Source organism: Cohnella sp. GCM10020058 (assembly GCF_042683485.1).
Classification (GTDB): domain Bacteria; phylum Bacillota; class Bacilli; order Paenibacillales; family Paenibacillaceae; genus Cohnella.
This window is the reverse complement of record NZ_JBHUJV010000017.1, coordinates 614943-635439: the sequence shown is the minus strand read 5'-3', so window position 1 is coordinate 635439 and position 20497 is coordinate 614943. Positions and strand designations below refer to the sequence as shown.

13 protein-coding genes are annotated in these 20497 nt (G+C 59.8%); 1 reads left to right on the top strand and 12 read right to left on the bottom strand.

Translation table 11 applies throughout. The features are described from left to right. Window positions 1-18: 18 nt before the first annotated feature. The 9 genes from ACFSR7_RS30165 to ACFSR7_RS30125 all read right to left on the bottom strand — a co-directional run bounded on the left by ACFSR7_RS30165 (window position 19) and on the right by ACFSR7_RS30125 (window position 17151). On the bottom strand, window positions 19-1017 hold the full coding sequence (locus ACFSR7_RS30165) for a FecCD family ABC transporter permease (RefSeq protein ID WP_378168060.1): 999 nt from the start codon (window positions 1015-1017) through the stop codon (window positions 19-21). Beyond that, window positions 1010-2017 (bottom strand): FecCD family ABC transporter permease, encoded by a 1008-nt coding sequence (locus ACFSR7_RS30160; protein ID WP_378168058.1) that lies wholly within the window; start codon window positions 2015-2017, stop codon window positions 1010-1012. The genes ACFSR7_RS30165 and ACFSR7_RS30160 overlap by 8 nt, the downstream gene beginning before the upstream one ends. A gap of 66 nt (window positions 2018-2083) precedes the next feature. Next, complete coding sequence (locus ACFSR7_RS30155; protein WP_378168056.1) at window positions 2084-4093, bottom strand: ABC transporter substrate-binding protein; 2010 nt, start codon at window positions 4091-4093, stop codon at window positions 2084-2086. Between the two features lie 133 nt (window positions 4094-4226). Next, a complete protein-coding gene (locus ACFSR7_RS30150; protein ID WP_378168054.1) occupies window positions 4227-4931 on the bottom strand; it encodes a hypothetical protein in 705 nt (234 codons plus the stop codon). 28 nt (window positions 4932-4959) lie between these two features. Continuing rightward, a complete protein-coding gene (locus ACFSR7_RS30145) occupies window positions 4960-12897 on the bottom strand; it encodes an S-layer homology domain-containing protein (protein ID WP_378168052.1) in 7938 nt (2645 codons plus the stop codon). 871 nt (window positions 12898-13768) lie between these two features. Continuing rightward, complete coding sequence (locus ACFSR7_RS30140) at window positions 13769-14545, bottom strand: 3-hydroxybutyrate dehydrogenase (RefSeq protein WP_378168050.1); 777 nt, start codon at window positions 14543-14545, stop codon at window positions 13769-13771. A gap of 15 nt (window positions 14546-14560) precedes the next feature. Next, on the bottom strand, window positions 14561-15223 hold the full coding sequence (locus ACFSR7_RS30135; protein WP_378168048.1) for a CoA transferase subunit B: 663 nt from the start codon (window positions 15221-15223) through the stop codon (window positions 14561-14563). A 17-nt stretch (window positions 15224-15240) separates the two neighbouring features. Beyond that, entirely contained in the window at window positions 15241-15936 is a 696-nt protein-coding gene (locus ACFSR7_RS30130; protein WP_378168047.1) for a CoA transferase subunit A, read from the bottom strand. A 15-nt stretch (window positions 15937-15951) separates the two neighbouring features. Beyond that, on the bottom strand, window positions 15952-17151 hold the full coding sequence (locus ACFSR7_RS30125) for an acetyl-CoA C-acetyltransferase (RefSeq protein WP_378168045.1): 1200 nt from the start codon (window positions 17149-17151) through the stop codon (window positions 15952-15954). A 136-nt stretch (window positions 17152-17287) separates the two neighbouring features. Between ACFSR7_RS30125 and ACFSR7_RS30120 the strand changes: the two genes are divergently transcribed. After that, window positions 17288-18184 (top strand): LysR family transcriptional regulator, encoded by an 897-nt coding sequence (locus tag ACFSR7_RS30120; protein ID WP_378168044.1) that lies wholly within the window; start codon window positions 17288-17290, stop codon window positions 18182-18184. 29 nt (window positions 18185-18213) lie between these two features. Here the strand turns inward: ACFSR7_RS30120 and ACFSR7_RS30115 are convergent, their stop codons facing one another. The 3 genes from ACFSR7_RS30115 to ACFSR7_RS30105 are packed head-to-tail and all read right to left on the bottom strand — an operon-like array spanning window position 18214 to window position 20495. Next, entirely contained in the window at window positions 18214-19038 is an 825-nt protein-coding gene (locus tag ACFSR7_RS30115) for an inositol monophosphatase family protein (protein ID WP_378168042.1), read from the bottom strand. A 15-nt stretch (window positions 19039-19053) separates the two neighbouring features. Continuing rightward, window positions 19054-19497, bottom strand: coding sequence for a DMT family transporter (locus ACFSR7_RS30110; RefSeq protein ID WP_378168040.1), 444 nt, complete (start codon window positions 19495-19497; stop codon window positions 19054-19056). A 29-nt stretch (window positions 19498-19526) separates the two neighbouring features. Beyond that, window positions 19527-20495, bottom strand: a complete 969-nt coding sequence (locus ACFSR7_RS30105; RefSeq protein WP_378168038.1) for a ComEC/Rec2 family competence protein — start codon at window positions 20493-20495, stop codon at window positions 19527-19529. Window positions 20496-20497 lie beyond the last annotated feature (2 nt).

Below are 20497 nucleotides of genomic sequence, written 5' to 3'. Positions count from 1 at the left end.
CCCTCCTATTTTTGAATATCAGGCGCGCCGGCCGCGGAACAGCAAATACATAAAAAACGGCGCGCCGATGCCGGCGGTAAACACGCCTGCGGGTATATCCATCGGTAAAAACAGCGTTCTTCCCGCCAGATCCGCCAGCAGCAGGATAAACGCGCCGGCGAGGGCGGATGCCGGAATGACAAGCCGGTAATCGGTTCCTACCAGCCTGCGGGCAATATGCGGGGCGAGCAAGCCGATGAAAGACAGCGTTCCCGCTACGCCTACCGATACGCCCGCTAGCACGACACTACACATAAGCACCGCGGCGCGTGTCAGCTGCAGCCTGCTGCCCAGGCCGCGCGCCATATCGTCGCCGAGCGCCTGGACGTTCAGCGCCTTCGCCAGCCTCATGGCGAGCGTCAGGAAAATAACGATCCAGGGCCACAGCATCCGAACATAACTCCAGCTTGTTCCGTAGATGCTGCCCGTCATCCAGTTGAGCACTTGCGCCGCAAGATATGCCGGACCGCTGATCAGCAAGAACATCGTCAGCGCGCTAAGCGCAGTCGACAAGCCGATCCCGATCAGAATGAACCGGCTCGGCGAGACGCCGTTCTTCCAAGAAAGCGCATAGTGGACAATGACGATGACCAAAGCCCCTGCGACGGCCACGAACGGCACCAGATGGATGCTGTAGCCGGAGAACAGCGTCATGAATCCGACCACCGCAACGGACGCCCCGCCGGTCACGCCGGCGAGATCGGGCGAGACGAGCGGGTTCCGGATGATGCCCTGCAGAAGCGCGCCCGCAACTGCCAGCGCAGCGCCGATCAGTATGGCTGCGATCGTTCGCGGCAGTCGCAGCTGCAGGACGATCAGATCGCCGCTCTCCGAGCCGAAGCCGAGTATCGCGCGCGCCATTTGCCCGAGCGGTACCCGGACGGCGCCTGCGGACAACGATGCCGCAGCTGCGGCGACGACGAGTACGGCCAGCGCCGTCAATATCCATGCCGCCTTCCTGCGCTTGGTGTTAGCCATGGCGCCCCCTTCTGGCCGCGCGAATCAGGAAAGGTACGCCGATGAGCGCCGTCGCGACGCCAACGGGCACCTCCTTCGGCATCAGAATGAGGCGCGACGCGGTATCCGCAGCGACGAGCAGCGTCGCGCCGGCAAACGCGCAATAAGGCAGCAGCCAGCGATGATCGTTGCCGACGAAGTGCCGGCACAGATGCGGCACGACCAATCCGACAAAGGCGATCGGACCTGCCGCGGCGACCGCGCTGCCCGCGAGCAAGACGACGGCCGCCGCCGACAAGAAGCGGACAAGCCCGAGCCGGGATCCGAGGCTCCGCGCATTATCGTCGCCAAGCGCCATGACATTAAAAGAGGCGGACAGCGTCATGGCGATCAGCATTCCGGCAGCCATATAAGGCAGCACGAAAATCAGGTGCTCCAGCTTGCGGCCTGACACCGATCCGACCATCCAGAGCAAGGCCGCATCAAGCGACTGCTTGTTTAATAAAATGAGCCCTGAAGTAACCGAGGAAGCGAAGGCGGCAAATGCCGCCCCCGCCAGCGTCAGCCGGATCGGGTCGAATCCGCCGCCGCCCAGCCCGAGCGCCATCACGCATAAGGATGCCGCGGCCGCTCCCGCGAAGGCCAGCCAGACCATATTTCCCATCGACATCGCCTGGCCGAATGCGCTCAGTCCGAAGACGATCAGGAGCGAAGCGCCCGAGTTGATCCCGAACACCGATGGCGATGCGAGCGGATTTCTCGTCACCACTTGCATGACGGCGCCCGCCACGGCAAGGCATGCGCCGACGGCGGCCGCAATCAGCGTGCGGGGAACGCGCGAGGTTCTTAAAATCAATTGATCGTTGGTGCCTTCAAACCGGGTATACGCCGTCCAGATATCTTTCAGTCCGTACCCGTGTACGCCTAGCAAAAGGCTGCATACGATGCATGCGAGAAGCAGCAGCGCGCCCGCTGCCGCACCGGCAGCTTTTCGTCTGCGGCTTCCCAGCCATACCGCCATCGCGGCCACGCTCCCGCCTGTTACGGATGTCGGTCCCGGCTATCGTTTTCCCGAACCGTTTGCGTCTTACTTCGCGCCGAAATAGTCGGCAAGCTTGTCCAGCAGCAGGTTTGCCGCCTCGATGCCGCCCGAGGAATTCCAGATCGCTTCGTCGACTTCGACCACTTTGTTCGCCTTGGCGACGTTCAAGTTCTTGAACAGCGGATCGTCCTGCCATTCCTTCACGACCAGGTCTGCATCGTTCTTGCCCGCGACTCTCGTGACGAAGTAGAACAGTACGTCCCCGTCCATGCTCGGAATCGTCTCCTTCGACATCACCTCGATCGAGTCCTCTACGTCCTGGGAGGCAGGTCGGGCGAAGCCCAAGTCCTTCAGGATGGCGCCGGAAAACGATTGCTTCTGATAGATCCGGACCTGCGAGGCAGAGAAGCGGACGACCGAAACCTTCGTGGACAGCTTGTCGCCCAGCTTCGTTTTGAGGTCCGCGATCCGTTGATCGTAAGCCGCCAGCGCCGCTTCCCCTTCCGCTTGCTTGCCGACCGCTTCCGAATACAGCTTGAAGTTCGTCTTCCAATCGCCGCCCAGATCCTCGGAGAATACGGTCGGCGCGATTTGCTCCAGCTGCTCGTATATTTTCTCCTGCCGCGCTTTGTTGCCCACGATCAGATCCGGCTTCAGGCTGGCGATCAATTCGAGATTGGGCTGCAGCTCGTCGCCTACGACGGTCACGTCCTGCATGTCGTCCTTGATAAAATCGTACCAAGGGTCACCGACCCAGGACGAAACGGCGCCGACCGGCTTCACGCCGAGCGCGAGCAGCGCTTCCGTTCCTTCGTTGGTAAGAATGACGACGCGCTGCGGCGTACCCGTCAGCGTTGCTTCGCCCATCGCGTGCTTGACGACGCGGGACGACGCGGCGGCCGTATTGGACGGGGCTGCGGCGGACGAGGCTTGGCTTGTGGACGAGGCCGAGACTTCGGGAGACGCGCTGGAATTCGCGTTGTTGCCCGCTCCGCAGGCGCTTGCCAGGACAAGAATGCATAGCAGCATGGCTGCTGCCATCGACGATCTGAATTTACTGTGCTTCAAAGACTTGTTCCCTCCGGTATATTGAGAATGAATATCATTAACAATATACCTGTGCCCCCACCTGGCAGCAATGGGATATACCGACGCCACGGATGGATAATCGCGACGCGTCGACTTGCCCCGACGATTCTCGCGCGCCTGATACACGGACGGCGAGACGCCCTCTATCTTTTTAAACATGCGGCTGAAATAATAGCTGTCCGCATACCCGACCGCCTCGGCGATTTCCCGGATCGAAAAGTCGGTGTCCAGCAGCAGCGCTTTGGCCTGGGACATCCGGATCTTTATCAGATAATCGATCGGGCTCGTCTGTCTGCTGCTCTTGAACGCGCGCAGCAGCTGTCGCGGATGGCAATCGAGCGCGGCAGCCAGCGAGTCGAGCGTGATCGGCTCCTTGTACCGCTCCGTCAGATAACGGGCGGCCTGCTCCGACAATTCGGGCTTCATCGGCTGCACGGCCCGCGCTTCCATTTGTGACAACACTTCCTGCACGAACTGGTAAAAAGTCGACCGCACGCGCAGCGGCGCAAGATTGCTCTCCTGCTTCCACGCGGCCGCCATCGATTCGACCAAGCCGTGCAGCATGAGCGGATGAAGCGGCGCGAACGCGTACTGGAGCCGGAACGGGCTGTTCCGCTGCACTTGATCGATCAGCTCAGGCCGGGCGTTAAGCGGCAAGATTGCCTTGTATAAAATAAGGCCGTATTCGAAAAGCTCCTCCGCTTCGATATCGAGGCAAAGCCCTTTGCCGCCGTGCAGGATGTTAAATCTTTCCGCCCGCACCGTCTTGCCGTCCAGGCTTACCATAGCACGGCCGCGCGTCACGTAAAGAAAAGCGCTGGAAGGCAGCAAATACGAGCGAAGCGTCTCTCCTTCCGCAAGGCGCATCAGCCGTATATCAATCAATCGTATGTACACTTGATTCCAAAGCTGATTGTGGTTGTAAGCTTCCGACTCCATCCCCCGTCGCTCCTTCTCTCTGTTCATGCTTTGACCTCATTATAAGTGATAATGATTCTCATAACCAAGCAAACAATTTTAGATAAAAAAAAACGACAGCCCATAAAGGCTGCCGCACGAGTGAATTCATTTTGATGCATGGCATACTTGCTCTATCGAATTAATCCGGTTTAATCTGTCTCCATCGAATGGATGTCGTCAGGCGAGCAAGCCAGTCAACGATCGATTCGCTGTTAGAGCCGAGCCAGAGATCGCCATAACGTTCCATCATCAGGATCGTCCCGGTTCGGTAGAACGCATGCGTCGGCCCTTCGGTATCAAGCCCGGTGTAATGGCCATTGAACCAGACCGCTTCAACCGGGCGCTCAAGACCGACCCGGTTAAGCTCGATCTCTCCTTCCGCCACGTACAGGTATTTGCAACCAAAGACAATCTCCTGCAGGCAAAAAGTTTTGAGAAAATGGTACAAAGATCTTTGAACGACAATATGGCCCTTTGCATCGTCATCCCATAACGAGCCTTCGTCGCAGTAGACCGGAGACTCGTCGTTCCCCGCTTCGACCTGGCAAGTCCAATTTGCTTGATTTTCTTCAAGGAACGTAATTCTGTCTCCCTCTCTCCTCAGCATTTCGGCTGCGCAGAGGCAGTCTTGCTGTTGAAAGATTTCGGGCGAGCGCTCGAGGTGACGGTCAGAACCGTCTTTCCAGCGGCCGGCGAAGGCGTATAGTTCTCTTAACGCCTTCGGCAAATCCGCTGGAACCTCTTCTGCCGGCACGCCGTTAGCGCGATCGTACTTGCCGTACCAATCGATAAGGAACGCCTTGAGATCGTCCAGTTGATCCGTGTCTTTAAGCACCGCTGTCATTCCCTCATTCCCTCATTCCCTCATTCCCTCATTCGCTGATTTTCTGCTGCTTCTCAAGCGCCCGCAGGATTAGTGCTGCCGCTTCGTCGCGGGACGCCAGGGACTCGGGCCGAAGCAGCCCGCTGCTGCCCTGCAGCAAGCCCTTCTTCACCGCCCAGTTGATCGCCGGCTTCGCCCAGGCGGGAATGCGTGCGACGTCGGCGTAGCCTTGAAGCGGATCCCCGACTTCGGTCGCGCCGCTTGATTCGTCTTCGCCGCCGAATGCGCGCTGGATCATGGCAGCCATTTCGGCTCGGGTAATCGGGTCGTTCGGACGGAATCGCCCGTCCGCGCCCTGCACGATGCCGGCTGCAACCGCCTTTTGCACCGCCTCCGCATACCATGCGCTAGGGAGAACATCGGTGAAGCTTGCTCCATTTGCGATAAGCGCCGCCTTGCTTGAATCTTGGGGCAGCAGCGACAGGACCAGCTTCGCGAATTCCGCACGCGTCACTTGCCCGTTCGGACGGAAGTTGCCGTCGGGGAAGCCCGTCAGGATGCCGCGCGCCGCCAATACTTCCACCGCGGCGCGGCTCCAATGACCGGCCAGATCCGCAAAGCTCGGCAGAGCAAGCAGCACTGCATACGTACCGGGATCCTGAATGGCCGCGGACACCGTACCCGCCGCAGGCTGAAGAATTCCGCCCGCGTAAGTCCAAGTTTTTCCGTCCCATTTGTAAATACCCAATTTGCGTGCGTCCTCTTGTCCCAGCTCGGAGGCGTCGTAGGCGATCGTGATCCGAACGGACGCTTCGGGCCGCCCTTCCGGCTCCGGACGCCAGTCGAAGGCGTCCGAGACAAGCCGCAGCCTGGCATCCGCCGGGACAGCAGCAAGCGTCGGCTTCGTTCCAACGATCTGTTTGGCTCCGCCCATCGCCATTCCCTTCGGCAGAAGGAGCTTGAGTTTGCCACCGAAGAAGCTCAATTCGCCGCCATCCGCAGGAACGTCCAGGCGCTCTAACGAAGCATTCGTCGTCGGACCGCCCGGTGAACCCGTTCCCGAATCGGTTGCGCCGCGCACGATCTTCACGAACACGGATTGCTGCGGCGACCGGTTGCCCGCGTCGTCCACCGTCCACAGACGCACCTCGTATTCCGTATTCGCGGCGAGTCCGCCGATTGTATAAAAATTCGTGCCTGCCGGTACCAGAACCGCATCGCCTGCAAAAGCATCGCCGATTTTCGTCCACTGCAGCTTCACGCCTGCCAGATCCGCATCCCCGGGTGCCGTCCAGGTCAGCTTGGCAGCGCCGTCTCCAGCCACCGCGACGACATTCGTCGCTTCGGCCGGCGGGACGATATCGAGCGCCGCAGTCTGCGACGATCCGGTGCTCGCGACGATCGTCGCCACGCTGAAGTTGCCTGCCGCGTCATAAGCCTTCGCTTCAAATGTGTAGCGCGTGCCTTCGCGAAGGCCTCCGATCCGGGCATAACGTTGACCTGACGGGACTTCGAGCTCGATCGCCGTATCCGAAGCCCCCTCCACGCGATAAGAGACGACGAACCGGTCAAGGTCCGGATCCTCCGGCAGCCGCCAAGACACGATCGCTTGCGAGACGTCCGTGCTGACGCTCAGACCTTCGACCGCCATCGGCGGCGTTTTGTCCGATGCCGCGACCGTTACCGTATTTTCGTACGTCTCTCCCAAAGCCACGCCTGCAAAGCTGCGCACGGTTCTGTCGACGTAGACGCCATATTCGCTTCCGACCGTTAACGGCTCCGTCGGCGTAAAGCGTACGACTGCCGACGCCATGCCGTCTTGAGCTTGCACAGGATCGATCAGCTGCCAGGTACCGGCTACATCGGCGGAAGCGTCGGTGTCGATTACCGCGAGCAGCGAGCCGATTGCGGAGGCTTCCGCGATCGGACGATCGAACCGGATGTCCACATAAGCGCCTCCCGGTGCGGCTTCGACCTTGATCGGCTTCGCGGGCAGCGTGGAGATCATCGGCACGTTGACGTCGAAATGAGGCGGCAGCACGGTCAGTACTTCGCTTTCCGCTGCGAGATAGCCCGGCTTCGTGAAACGCACCTTCCATTTTCCTGCCGGCACGTCCCAGGCATAGCGGCCGTCGGTATCCGTACTAAGCGGATTTTGCTGACCGTACCAATCCGCGTTCCAAGCTTCCCATCGGCCCGTGGCTTCATTAAGGAACAGCGCGGTCGCTTCCGCGCCCTCTATGCGCCTGTTCTCCGTCACCTCGTACACATAGCCGCTAGGATCGTAGATCCAGGTCGGATCGGCGAGCTTTTTCTTCGGATCTTCATCCTTGATCTTGCACTCCGCTACGATCTGCCTGGCGAACCGCGCGATTTCCCCGCCCAGCTGCGCATCCATGACTTTGCCTGCCGCGTTCGAGGCGATAAATAAAACGATCGTCCCGACGCCGAACGTTGTCGGCCCTGCGATAACCGAAGCCAGCGCGATGCCCTGCTTGATGAGCTCTACGCCGATCAGCCGGTTTTTCAAATGGTTGACATAATCCAGGCGAATCGGGGCGATGTCCGGCGGACAATTGTCTTCGATCGCGGTCATGATGCGTTCGAGCTGCTGCAGCGTATCTTCGCTGTCGCGACCGTCATAGATGCTGTAAGCCGCGTCGATCGCCGTCCAGGTTGCTTCGCCGGCCTTGGACTCGAGCGCAAGCCCGATGCGCACGGCAATCGTAGAGACGGCCGAATTGAGCGCCTTGACCTGAGACGCCGATTTGCCGATTGCCGTCTTTTCCCCTGCCGAGATGCCTTCGCCCAATGCGGCCAGCACATCGCCGACCGCGGGATTCGCCGATGCGAACCGATCCTCCGGCAGGTATGCCGTCAATTCGTATTTCAGCTTGCCGTCCTTGAACGACTCACCCATCTCAAAGCCGTAAAGCGGTACGCCCGTCTGCTGCTCAAGCGCAAGGTCCGCCGACGTAGGGGTATACGTCTTCCTCTCCATCTGCGCGTCGATCCGAATCTGTGCGTCTCCGGAAGCGGCGGGCAATACGCCCACATAAGACATCGTCTGCGCGCCGCTGCCATTCGACCTGGGCGATACGTTCAGCGATTCCTGACGCGCATCGCGGAAAGGCGCGGACAATTGCTCGCGAATCTCTTCTGCCGGAGGCGGATCGCCTGCAAGGCTGACGATCGACGACTTCGTCTCGTAGTCAAGTCCGATGGGACCGACCGCACTGCTGCCGACGATCGCTTTGTAAACGCCGTTTTCTTGCAGGCTTGCCGGATAGCGAACGCCCTTCACGACAAAGGCGACGTCGCTCGACTGCTCGGTCCGATTGAATCGCGCTTCGAGCACGATCGGGGAGCTGGGATTGAGGACGTACGGGAACTTCGCCTCCCCGTTGCGCGGATCGAGGTTGACCGTCCGCCCGTCCGGTTGGGACAGCGTGAAGGAGACCGGCTCCGCGTAGTCGGCGTCATAGTGGACCGTCGAGCCGCGGCTGCTCCACGTACTGCCGTCTTCGCCCCGCGCCGTGGCGCGGATCGGCCATGTGGAGATCGGGCCCGAGCCGGGCAGCGCGACGGAAGCCGACCACAATCCGGCCGGGGAGGCTTCCGCCGAGCCGACGATTCGTTCGCCTGCATAAAGGGTGACCGCGCTGCCCGGGAGTGCCGTACCGCCGATCTTGACGTTTCGCTCAGAGCTGTATGCGGGCGCCGTCAGCGTCACCGGCTCGATCGAAGCTTCGGCGCCGCCGAGGGGCTCAGCAATCTTTCGTCCTCCTAGCGCGTAACGGATCTCCGGCGAGACCCTGAGCCGGACGTTCGAAGGCGAATCCGACAGCTTCAGCTCGTATTGCAGCGTGCCGAAAGCGCCTCTGCCGAGGATGCCCAGCGGGACTGAATAACCGAGTGCTTCTTGCGTAGGTGTCACTGAGCGGCCTTGCCAGACGACGCTCCCTTCGACAATCGCGGTCTCGGCAGGTATGTCCAGCGCGATCTCGCCTTCGCCGAGCTCGCCCGTACCGCCGTCCGAATAGGACAGCCGTACCTGTACGGTCGAACCGGGGACCGGCTGTCCGCTGCCGAGCAGCACGCCGTTGCCCGCTCGTCCGGAGAAACGACCGGGAACTTCCGTACCGAGCGTGCCGAGATCCGTCGTCTCGCCAGGGCCGGCCGAGAAGGTTCGGTTGAAAATCGAGCCGTTCTCCATCGCAACTTGCAGCTCGTAGTTTCCGGCTGCAGGCAGCTTCAGATCAAGCTGCGTGCCGGGATAGGCGCCGTATGAAACGTACGATCTGCGCTGATCGGCATCGATGGCGTAAAGATAATAGTAAGCGGCGTTCGAGGACAGCCGCGCAGTCGCAGCTGCGCCGTCATTGATAAGACGAAGCTCAACCGCCCCGCCGTTGTCTGCCCCGATCTGCGCAGCAGCACAGGCTCTTCCGAATCCGCCTTCGATACCGTCCGCGCAAATCGTGACCTTTTGGCCCGGTTCTGCCGAGATAAAGAAGGGATTTTGGCTGTTCAGGATGCCATGACTCGACGAAATTTGGAAATGGATAAATTCGCGCCAATCCAGCGCGTAAGGCCCCGTCCACTCTTCGCCCGCCGCGCCCGTGAACAGATTGACTCGAACCCTCGCAGGAACCATTTGCTTAAAGACGATATCCGCATGCTGGAGACCGGCCTGAGCGTCCAAGTAGGTCGTCCCGGAGACGATGCCGTTCGCGATCGTCGCTTGAAGCAAGTTTCGGCCAGTCGGAATATCAAGCTTGTAATGCCCTTCATCGTCGGTTTTTGAAGCAAAGCTCAAGCCCGTTTGATGGGCCGCGACTGTCGCTCCGGCTACGGGATTGCCGATCAAATCGGTTACTGTACCTTCGACCGTCGCTTCGGTAAGCGGCCGGAAATCGAAGGCAACAGGATTCGAGCCGCTTAAAGCTTTAATGGTTTTCGTTTGGGGCGCAAATCTGGCATCTCTCGGCGATGCGGTTACGGTCAACGTACGTCCTACCGCGCCCGCAATAGGCGGCGTCACGAGATCATTGCCGGTCCATTCGCGTTCAACGAGGACGTCGCCATTCTCGTTGGCGACCGTAATGCCTGCATTCATCTTCAAGCCGTTCGATATTGTTGCGCTTACGCGCAGATTGGCAGGCGCAACGACCGCGGCGTTCGCCTCCTTGCGTTCGCCAAGGCCGATTGAAATCGCGGGCGGCCTGCCCGAGCTCAGCAGGTCGAATCCGTCAGCGGCGACCAGCAGCAACTTGTAGTCTTCGGCATGCGGCAATCCCTTTAATAGGGTGATGCCGGAGGTCGAAAGTTTGGCATAGGCGTATGCGCCGGCGGTCGCGCTGTTGATACCCAACTGAGCATCCTGGAGAAGAGCGGACTCTCCGCTAACGTCGATAACTGCCGTGCCTCCGACCGGTATCGGGGCTCTCAACAGCTCTCTCTCAGCGTTGCTGCCGGCTAAATCCACCGACGCTTTGAGCGAAGTCAACTGCCGGGCTTCATCCGGTACGGCAAAGGATCCTCTGTAAGAGCCCGCCTCCGTCTGTTCCGCAAGCTTGATCTCGGCCGTACGGACTTCGCCGGTCGTATCTTCGTAGGTAAGCACTGCCTTGGCATTAGCGCCAGCCGGCCCGGAAAGCGCCAATTGACCGTTGTCCCCGTGTCCTGCGTATTGCCGAAGATAGAGCGGCAGCGCGTACGAAGCTTTGGAGATCGCGACGTCGCCCGTCGTGACGCTCTTTTCTACGGAATAAGCCGTTTCGTCGCCCGTCGCGCCGACGGCTCGGACCGCATAGGTATATGTCTGCCCGTATGCGGCAGTCTTGTCGATAAACGTACGGGCTTGCGGGTCCGACAGGGTAGCAATCGCCGTAAAAGATTCGCCTGCTATGCTTCGCGCGACCCGCAGCGCAACGAACCCGCTGCTCGTCGAAGGCGGATTGCCCCAGACCAGCGTTACCTCTGCGCCATTCGCCGTCAGCGTCAGATCGGATAGAGAACCTGCCTGAGCCGGCAGCGTCCGCACGGGTGCGGAAGGACCGTTCGACGTTGCGGCGCCGTCCACGTTGATCGCTTCGATTTTAAATATATACTCGCTGTCCGGGGTCAGACCGGAGACGATCGATTCCGTCGTACCGTCAGGTACCTGTATCGGCTGCGGGCCTCCCAGCACCCTGTAACCATTGTCCGCCCCTTCGGCGGCCGTCCAGCTCAGCTTGACGCTTGTCTTGCCGATCTCCGACGCCGCCGCCGAGCTGCCGGCCGGCCAAGTCGCCGCAGCAGACGCGCCCTGAATCCGCTGTACGTACAAGCCGTGCGACCGGCTCTCCGAGCCGCGAACCAGATCCTTCGCCTCGCTCGCGTAGGCAAGTCTCGTACCGTCGCCGCTAAGAGCCCCCTCCCCCGAGTCGTCATCGATCGACACCGAAGGATCGTAGGGCAGACTGACCAGCGAGGTTTTGGACTGATTCAGATCCCGCACGTACAGCTTGGAATAGGTATCCGCGTAGCCGGGTACAAGACTCGCTGCGGCGGATTTAAAGAATACATAACGGCCGTCCCCGCTAATATCGAGCGCCGTACCGTCCGCCGCCTTCCCGCTCGCCCCGTCCGCCAAACTTACGAGCTTGCGAGCGCTGCCTGCATCAGCCGCCTCGTCGTCATAGACGTAAGCGCCTGCTAACGTCTGCGTATCCGTCGAGGATGCAACGGAATAAGCGACATGCTCTCCACTGTCGTCGATCGCAATGGTCTCTCCGATCCCGACGTTTCCGGGAATCGCCGCCGATACGCGTACCAGACGATTCGTCCACATTTTATACAGATAGACGTCGCCGCTATTCGCCGGGTCGCCCGGCAGCAGCGATTGGTCCGAGTAGAAGGCGATTGCGGAGCCGTCGCGATTCAAGACCATATCGGACGACACCGGACTTGCCCCGCCCGGCAGCAGCAACGGTTCCAGCTTCCGCGAGTCCAGCTTAAAACGGACGGTATAAGCCTTGCCTTGCTCCGGCGAATAGTCGATAAGGTTGGTCGCTTCCGTCTTGAACACGACGGTGCTGCCGTCGTCGCTGATCGCAGGATCGGTGCTGGGTCCGTTCGCTTCCCCGCCGGCGGACGTCACGCTGAGCTTGGTCATACTCGCGGCCGCCGGATCGTAACCGCTGTCGGCGCTGTATCCCCGGTCCAGGAGAAAAACGTCGTTAACGCCGTTGTCCGGTCCGGACGTCGGCGCGCTCATCAGGTTATACGCGGCGGATGCGAACACGATGTAGCGTCCGTCCCCGCTCATGCTTCCGGAGATCGACGCTTGATTGCCGGAAATGCCGGCGCGTGTCCTGCTGACCACTTGGGTGCTGCCCAGCACGGCATCGTAAACGAAGACGTCCGTAGCGTCGTTATAGTCGCGATCGATGAGTTTGTCCGTATCCGAGACAAACAACGTATAACGGCCGTCGTCGCTCATGTCCAGGACGCGGCTGGCCGGGTCGTCGATCGGCAAGCCGTCGGCAAGGCTTGTGTCGATTCGCAAGATCGACCGGCCTGGGGGCAAAGTAACGCGGGTCCAGGCTGTAAGCGCCGCGCACTCGTCCCTTTGGCAATATCGGTTAGCGATTTCGTACGTTTGGCCGTTCTCGAGATTGGAGGCAATGCCGCTAAGCGCACGTTCCGTGAGAATCGGGCCTTGCCGGTATTGACCGCCGGGCTTGCGCCAAACCACCCGCGCGCCGTCGAAGGCACTTTGCGGCGGATAGGTCCAGCTTGCGGATGCGCCTCCGATCAGAGGCGCAACGGACGGCGCGGGCAGCGTGTCCGCGAGCGCCGTTACAGCTTGAGCAGATTCCTTGCCGCCGACTGCCGTGGCATAAGCCTGATTTCCGATACCCGAAAATAGCAGCAAACCGGACAGGCCTGCCGCCAATATGCGATTGGCTTTGCGGAACCGATGCGTTAGACGATTGGACAATGATATCCTTCTCCTTTGCGACCATGCACAATTGTTACTAGATTAAGGAAAAATGCCATTCTATGCTAGTGACATCAGGCGTGCTTGATCCATTTCGTACCTAGTCGCAAAGTTGCATTTTATCTCCGTATTCACGCTCTATTCGACATCAGTCGTTTTTCCGTCCAACATGGGCCGTCCAGAACCCCCTTCAAATGTTGAAGCAGCAAGCTGAAACGAAGCCGAAATAGGAAAACAGGACGGAGCAAGGGAATTCCCCGCTTCGTCCCGTTTGCGTTATTGGTCTATAGCTGCTTCTCAATCAGGCGATGCGCAAAGCAAAGACAGTCCCATAGTAGACCGACCCGGGCGCCAATCGCGGCAAAGAAACGCTGTACAGCGTTACATGGCCGGACCTAGCTGCTAATCATGACAAATAAACGCTGTGCAGCGTTACATGGCGGGATCTTGCCGTCAATCGTGGCCAAGAAACGCTGTACAACGTTACATGGCGGGACATAGCTGCTAATCGCGACGAAGTAACGCCGTACAACGTTACTTGGCTGGACCTAGCTGCCAATCGTGAAGAAGAAACGCTGTACAACGTTACTTGGCCGGACCTAGCTGCTAATCGTGGCAAAGTAACGCTGTACAACGTTACATGGCGGGACCTAGCTGCTAATGGTGACGAAGTAACGCCGTACAACGTTACATGGATGGACCTAGCTGCTAATCGTGGCAAAGTAGCGCTGTACAACGTTACTTGGCTAGACAGCGGCACAATCCTTGGCGAAGTGACGCTGCCCAGCGCCACTTGGCTCGAACCGGCGCCAGCCGACGCAAAGCAACCTCTAGATACAGCCCCCTCAGCTGGTATTTTTCATCTCTTTAATTACTGAGCCGTATATCCGCCGTCTATAAGCAGCGCCTGCCCCGTGATGCCTCTCGCCGCTTCGCCCGACAAATACAGTGCGAGCTCCGCGACTTCGCTCACGTCGATCAGCCGCCGCTGCGGAACCAGGGGAAGAAGCACCTTCTCCAAGGCTTCTTCTTCCGTGACGCCGTGCAATCTGGCAAGGTCCGCGAGCTGGTTGCGAACGAGCGCCGTATCGACGTACCCGGGGCACAGCGCGTTAACGGTGATGCCGTCCGTCGCCGTTTCCAGCGCCACGACCTTCGTCAAGCCGATGACGCCGTGTTTGGCGCTGTTGTAGGCGGCTTTGCCGGCAAATCCAACAACGCCGTTTATCGATGCGATATTGATGATTCTGCCGAAGCGTCTCGACCGCATCCCGGGAACGACATGTTTAATGAGCATAAACGGCGCCGTTAGCATGATTCGGATCATGCGCTCGAACGTGTCCGTCGGGAAGGATTCGACCGGGGAAACGAACTGCATGCCCGCATTGTTGATCAGCACGTCGATGCCGCCCCACCGGTCTTCGGCGATCCGCACCGCCAGCTCGATCTCGTCCTCGCTGGTGACGTCCAGGCGAATGCCGTGAACATCGAGCCCCGATTCCGTCAGCCCTGCAGCCGACTGGATCGCGGCCGCTTCGTTCAGGTCCGTCAGCACGACGGTCGCGCCGGCGGACGCGAATCGCCGCCCGATCTCGTAGCCGATGCCTTGGGCCGCACCCGTCACCAATACGACTCGCTTGTCGGTCATCTCGCTTCCTCCCTTTTAATAAGCATGCAGAAGCAGTTGCTCCGATATCAGAAGCTGCGCCCCGGTCGAAGCTGCAATTTCGTCTGGGGAGAACCCGTTCGCGGTCTCCATCAGCACCAGCCCCTTCTGCGTGACGTCGATGACGGCTCGGTCGGTGATGATTCGGTGGACGACCGCCCGGCCCGTCAGGGGCAACGTGCATTGCTCGACGATTTTCGGCCTGCCGTCCTTGCTCACATGCTCCATGACGACGACGATCCGCTTGGCGCCGTGAACCAGGTCCATCGCGCCGCCCATCCCTTTGATCATCTTGCCCGGTATCGTCCAGTTGGCCAGATCGCCCGAAGCGGACACCTCCATGCCGCCCAGGATTGCCAGATCGATATGGCCGCCGCGGATCATGGCAAAGGAAGCCGCACTGTCGAAATAGGCGGCGCCCGTAACCGCAGTTACGGTTTCCTTGCCTGCATTGATCAAGTCGGGGTCGACCTCCGACGGCTGCGGATACGGGCCGATCCCGAGCAAGCCGTTTTCGGACTGCAGCCAGACCCGTTTATCCTGCGGAATATAATTGGCCACAAGCGTAGGCATGCCGATGCCCAGATTGACATAATAGCCGTCCGCGATTTCCCTCTCGGCTCTCACTGCGATTCGTTCGCGCGATGTTCCTGCAGTCATCGTATCCCTCCTCCGGTTTAAGATTGCCCTGCAACTGTCAGCTTTTCGATGCGCTTGCGCTGCTCGCCGATCGCGATAGATTGAACGAAAATGCCAGGCGTATGGATGCGGTCCGCATCGAGCTTGCCGGCTTCCACCAGCTTCTCCGTCTCGGCGATCGTGATGCGGCCTGCGGTCGCCATGATCGGATTGAAGTTTCTGGCCGTCTTGTTGTAAACGAGATTGCCGTAAATGTCCGCCTCCAGGGCGCGAATCAAGGCATAATCCGCCGTCAGCGCCTGTTCGAGCAAGTACGTTTTGCCGCCGAACTCGCGCGTTTCCTTATGTTCCGCAAGCGGCGTCCCAACGCCTGCGGGCGTATAGAACGCTGGGATGCCGGCTCCGCCGGCCCTGATTTTCTCCGCCAGCGTGCCTTGGGGCAGGAGCTCGACCTCGATTTCGCCGGACAATGCCTGACGCTCGAATTCTTTGTTCTCTCCCACATAGGAAGCGACGATCTTCCTGATCTGCTTGTTGCGAAGCAGCAGGCCGAGTCCCCAATCGTCGACGCCGCAATTATTGGAAATAATCGTCAGATCCTTGACGCCGGTTTCGGAAAGCGCGACGATCAGGTTTTCCGGAATGCCGACGAGCCCAAAGCCCCCGACCATGATCGAAGCGCCGTCCTCCATGCCCGCAACCGCTTCCACAAACGATGAATGAATTTTTTTCAAAGAAGCACGCCTCCTCTATCCGTTCTGTCCGTTGCGTTCCACGATAACCGCAATGCCTTGCCCGCCGCCGATGCAGAGCGCGGCCAAGCCGTATGTGGACTGACGGCGATTCATCTCATGGAGCAAAGTGACGAGCACTCTCGCCCCGCTCGCTCCGATCGGGTGTCCGAGCGCGATCGCGCCTCCGTTGACATTGACCTTGTCTTCGGCCAGATCAAAATGCCGGATAAACGGAATGACTTGCGCGGCGAAAGCTTCATTCACTTCAATCAGATCGATGTCGGAAATGTGCAGCTGCGCCTTTTTGAGCGCCTTCTCGACGGCCGGGATCGGTCCGGTCCCCATATATGCCGGATCCACGCCGGCGACCGCAAAGGCACGGATGACGCCGAGCGGCCGAATGCCTTTTTCCGCAGCCCGCGCCTGGCTCATCAAGACGAGGGCTGCCGCGCCGTCATTGATGCCCGATGCGTTGCCCGCCGTGACCTGACCGTCGGGCTTGAACGCCGGCCGCAGCTTGGCAAGCGTGCTCAGCGTCGTATCGGGACGAATATGTTCGTCTTGCTCCGCGACGAGCGACGGCTCCTTTTTGCCGGGTAAGGCGACGCCTACGATCTCATCGGCAAAAACGCCTTGACTGGCGGCGATTCCGGCTTTCCGCTGGCTTTCGAACGCCAGTTCGTCAAGCTGCTCGCGGGTCAGCTCATACTTCGCGCATAGATTTTCAGCTGTGATGCCCATGTGGTAATCGTTGACCGCGCACCATAACCCATCCTTGACCATGCTGTCGGTCAAAGTGCGATCGCCCATGACATAACCAGCGCGCGTACCCTGGAGCAAATGCGGAGCCTGGCTCATGTTCTCCATCCCGCCCGCGACAACGGTTTCGCAATCGCCTGTCTGGATGGAACGGCTGGCCAGGTAGACGGACATGAGGCCGGAGCCGCACACTTGATTGACGGTGGTCGCAGGCGTTTCGACCGGTACACCTGCCTGCAAGGCAGCCTGTCTGGCTGGATTTTGCCCGAGCCCGGCTTGAAGCACGTTGCCCATATACACCTCCTCGACGAGCGAAGCAGGGATCCCCGCCCGATCGATGGCCGATCGAATCGCGGCTGCGCCGAGCCGTACGGCCGGTACATCCTTAAACATGCCGTTGAATCTTCCGATCGGCGTTCGGACAGCGCTTGCAATGACAACTTCATGGTCGCTCATGCGAGGTCGACTCCTTTATACGGTTTTGTTTTAAGCTTCTTATTCATCATTGTAGATCGCGCTGATTTATGTGTAAAATATAGATAATGGATATGATTTATTCTGAAGATGAATAAATAACGGAGGCGTCAAACCTATGGAGAATATACAACTTCTTTACTTCACCGAGGTGGCACGATTGCAAAGCTTCTCGAAGGCGGCACAGTCGATGCATATTGCCCAGCCTTCTTTAAGCAGAGCGATCAAAAGCCTGGAAATTGAACTTGGCGTCGTACTATTCGATCGCACGACCCGGTACCTGCGGCTGACGGACGACGGCGAGATCGTACTCCGTCATGCGGCCGCCACGCTGTCCATGTCCAAGGATCTGCTGGCGACGCTGAACGAAGGCAAGGAGCTTCAACGCGGCGAATTGCTGCTGGGCTTGCCGCCTGTCATCGGCGCCAGCTTCTTTGCGGGGATTATCGCAGGCTTTAGGTCCGAATATCCGGGTATACAGCTGCGGTTGGTCGAGGAAGGCGGCAAAATCGTGGAGCAGCTGCTGAGCGAATCCAAGCTGGACATCGGAATCGTCGTCCTGCCCGTCGACGAGGAGGAATTCGAGTCGCTGACATTAACGGAACGACGTCTGTTCCTGGTGTTGAATGCGAGCCATCCGCTTGCGGACGCCGATTCCGTTCGGCTAACGGACCTTAGGGACGAGCCTTTTATCATGTTCAAAAAAGGCTTCTCTCTTTACGATCGCGTGAGAGAAGCCTGTATATTGGAAGGGTTCGAGCCCAAAATCGCTTACGAGAGCTCTCAATGGGATTTTATGGCGGAGATGGTCGGCGCAGGGCTGGGCATTGCCTTGATTCCGGATACTGCCGCACGGAAAATTCAATCCAAAGCGGTCTCGGTCATACCGGTTACCGCGCCTGCGATCCGCTGGGACATTGCGGCGATCTGGCCCAGCGGCCGCTATTTGTCCCATGCGGCGAGAGGCTGGATTGCGTTTATGAGACGGTGGAAAACGGACATGGATCTCCTGTAAAAAAGAGCTCCCGTCCCGCCCGGGGGCGGTTAGCGCTCAGGTCCGACAAGCGCCAGCAAAGCGGCTTGCAGTCCCGGATTCGATGCAACCAGCCGGACATTGTGCAGCTTGTAAGGATGGCCCTCGGCATTGGTCACGGCGCCTCCGGCTTCCCGGACGAGCAGCACGCCTGCGGCGACGTCCCAAGGATATAGCCCGTCGTGCCAGAACCCGGTCAGTCGTCCGCTGGCGACCCAGCACAGATCGAGGCTCGCGGCACCGTGAATCCGCACGTTCCGCGAGATGCCGACGACTCGGCCCATACGAGCCAGCGTCACGGACTCCGGACGCCAGTCCGCGGCTTGGAAGCCGGTAGCCAGCACTGCGCGGCCGATGTCGTCCTGTTCGCTCGTCTGCAGGCGTTTGCCGTTCAAGCTGGCGCCTTTGCCTGCAGTCGCCTGGTATAACTCGCGGGTCAGCGGATTATAGACGACGCCGTGCAGCAATTCGCCGTTTTCCATTATTCCGATGGATATCGCGAAGTGAGGGATGCCTTGCACGAAGTTGATCGTGCCGTCGATCGGGTCCACGATCCAGCCATAGCCGGGCGGCGGCTGCCGCATCAGCGCGAACGGATCGCCAGCGCCGTCCGACTCTTCGGACAACAGCCAATGCGCCGGGTAGTCCCGCGCGATCCAGCCGCGAATCAGGCCTTCGCTTTGCAGATCGACGTCGGTCACGAGATCCGACAGGTTCAATTTTCCGCTGATGCCGTAGGCGTCGCTCATTCGTTTGACGATTTGATCGCCGGCGTCCTGCGCGTAACGAATGGCGGACGCCAGCACGGCGTCCCTGCAATCGATATTTTCGTTCATGCTTGCTCCTCTAGTTTAGTTAGATTGGCCTTTCAACAGCCAGTACACGCCTGCCGCGATCGTCGCGAGGCTCCCTAGCTTCTGCAGCGTGATCGGAGATCGCGGCAGTCCGCCGAGACCCCAATGGTCTACGATCGCAGAAGCGACGAGCTGGCCGAACACGGCGGTCACGAAAACCGGCAGCGCTCCTGCCGTCCCTGTCGCTCTGGAGATGCCGAACATGATGCCGACACCAAGGAGCCCCGAGACGATCATCAACGGATCGAAGCCTGCCGCACGCGGCGAAGACCCGCCCAGACGCAGCATCGCAAGCGAAATGGCGATCTGAAAAAGCGATACGCCGACGATCATGACGTACTGACCTTGCGCCTTGCCGATCGAAGCGTTGATCGTTCCCTGCGCGACGGACAGCAGTCCTGTCGCGAAGGCGATCGCTACGCTGACGCCGAGCTCTCTCATCTCTTCGCTCCTCTAATAAACGGCGTCCTTCAGCCGTCGTCATCGCCGATCCATGATTCGATCGGTCCTTCGGTCAAACGCAGTCCGGCTCCCGGTTGCATCGCCCCTGTCAAGCGAAGGATCGGGCCGGACAGCGAACAAAGCCGCTCCCAGCGATCGCGCAGCCGAATAGCGCCTGCAGAATCGATCGGAACGACGCACATTCTTGGATCGACCGCACGGAGCGAAGCCTCCCCGAAGGCGTCCGCCATTCCATGATGCGGTATTTTCCAGACCGCGCTCTGCAGGCTCGTCCGCGCCGCGAGCCGTCTCCAGCCTGATTCCGTCTGATCGCCGCCGAACAAAACGCCTGCAGTAGGGTCTGTCTCGCTGGAGAGCCGATAAACGGAGCTATCGTCGTTGGAAGCGGAGAAAAACGCTTCGCAGGCTGCGTTCATCTCGTCCGCCCGAGGCGTCCGGTCGCGCGAAGCTTCATCAGCCAGCTTTTTCAATACGTCGAGTCCGGGCAGCGGATCGTCCTGCCATGGATAAAGGTGGTCCAGGGCTACCCCTTCCGCCTCCCACAGTGTCTTGCTCTCATCCGCGCCGAATTCGGATCGCCAGCGGATATCCGTTCCTTGGCCGCGCAGCAGATCGATCAGGCGCTCATAATCCTTCAGCATGCCGGCGACTCTGCCGGAGAGCGGCGTCAGTACATCGGCCGCAATCTGCATGACGGCCGACAGCTGCTTGGGAAGCGGATAGGGGAGCACCGCGCGCTTTACCTCTCGGCTGCGAGCGATGTCGATCAGTCCGTTCAGATGATCCTCATGGATATGCGTCAGAATCATCCAATCCAACCGATCGGCGCCACGGCGCTCCATCCAATCCAGCGGATGATCCCTCTCCGGTCCGCGCCGGCCGTCCCCTCCGTCGATCAGCGTCAATTCGCCGGAAGCGCGTCTGATCATATGGGCGTCCCCCCAGCCGACATTTAAAAAGTTGACGATTGCGCGCATCT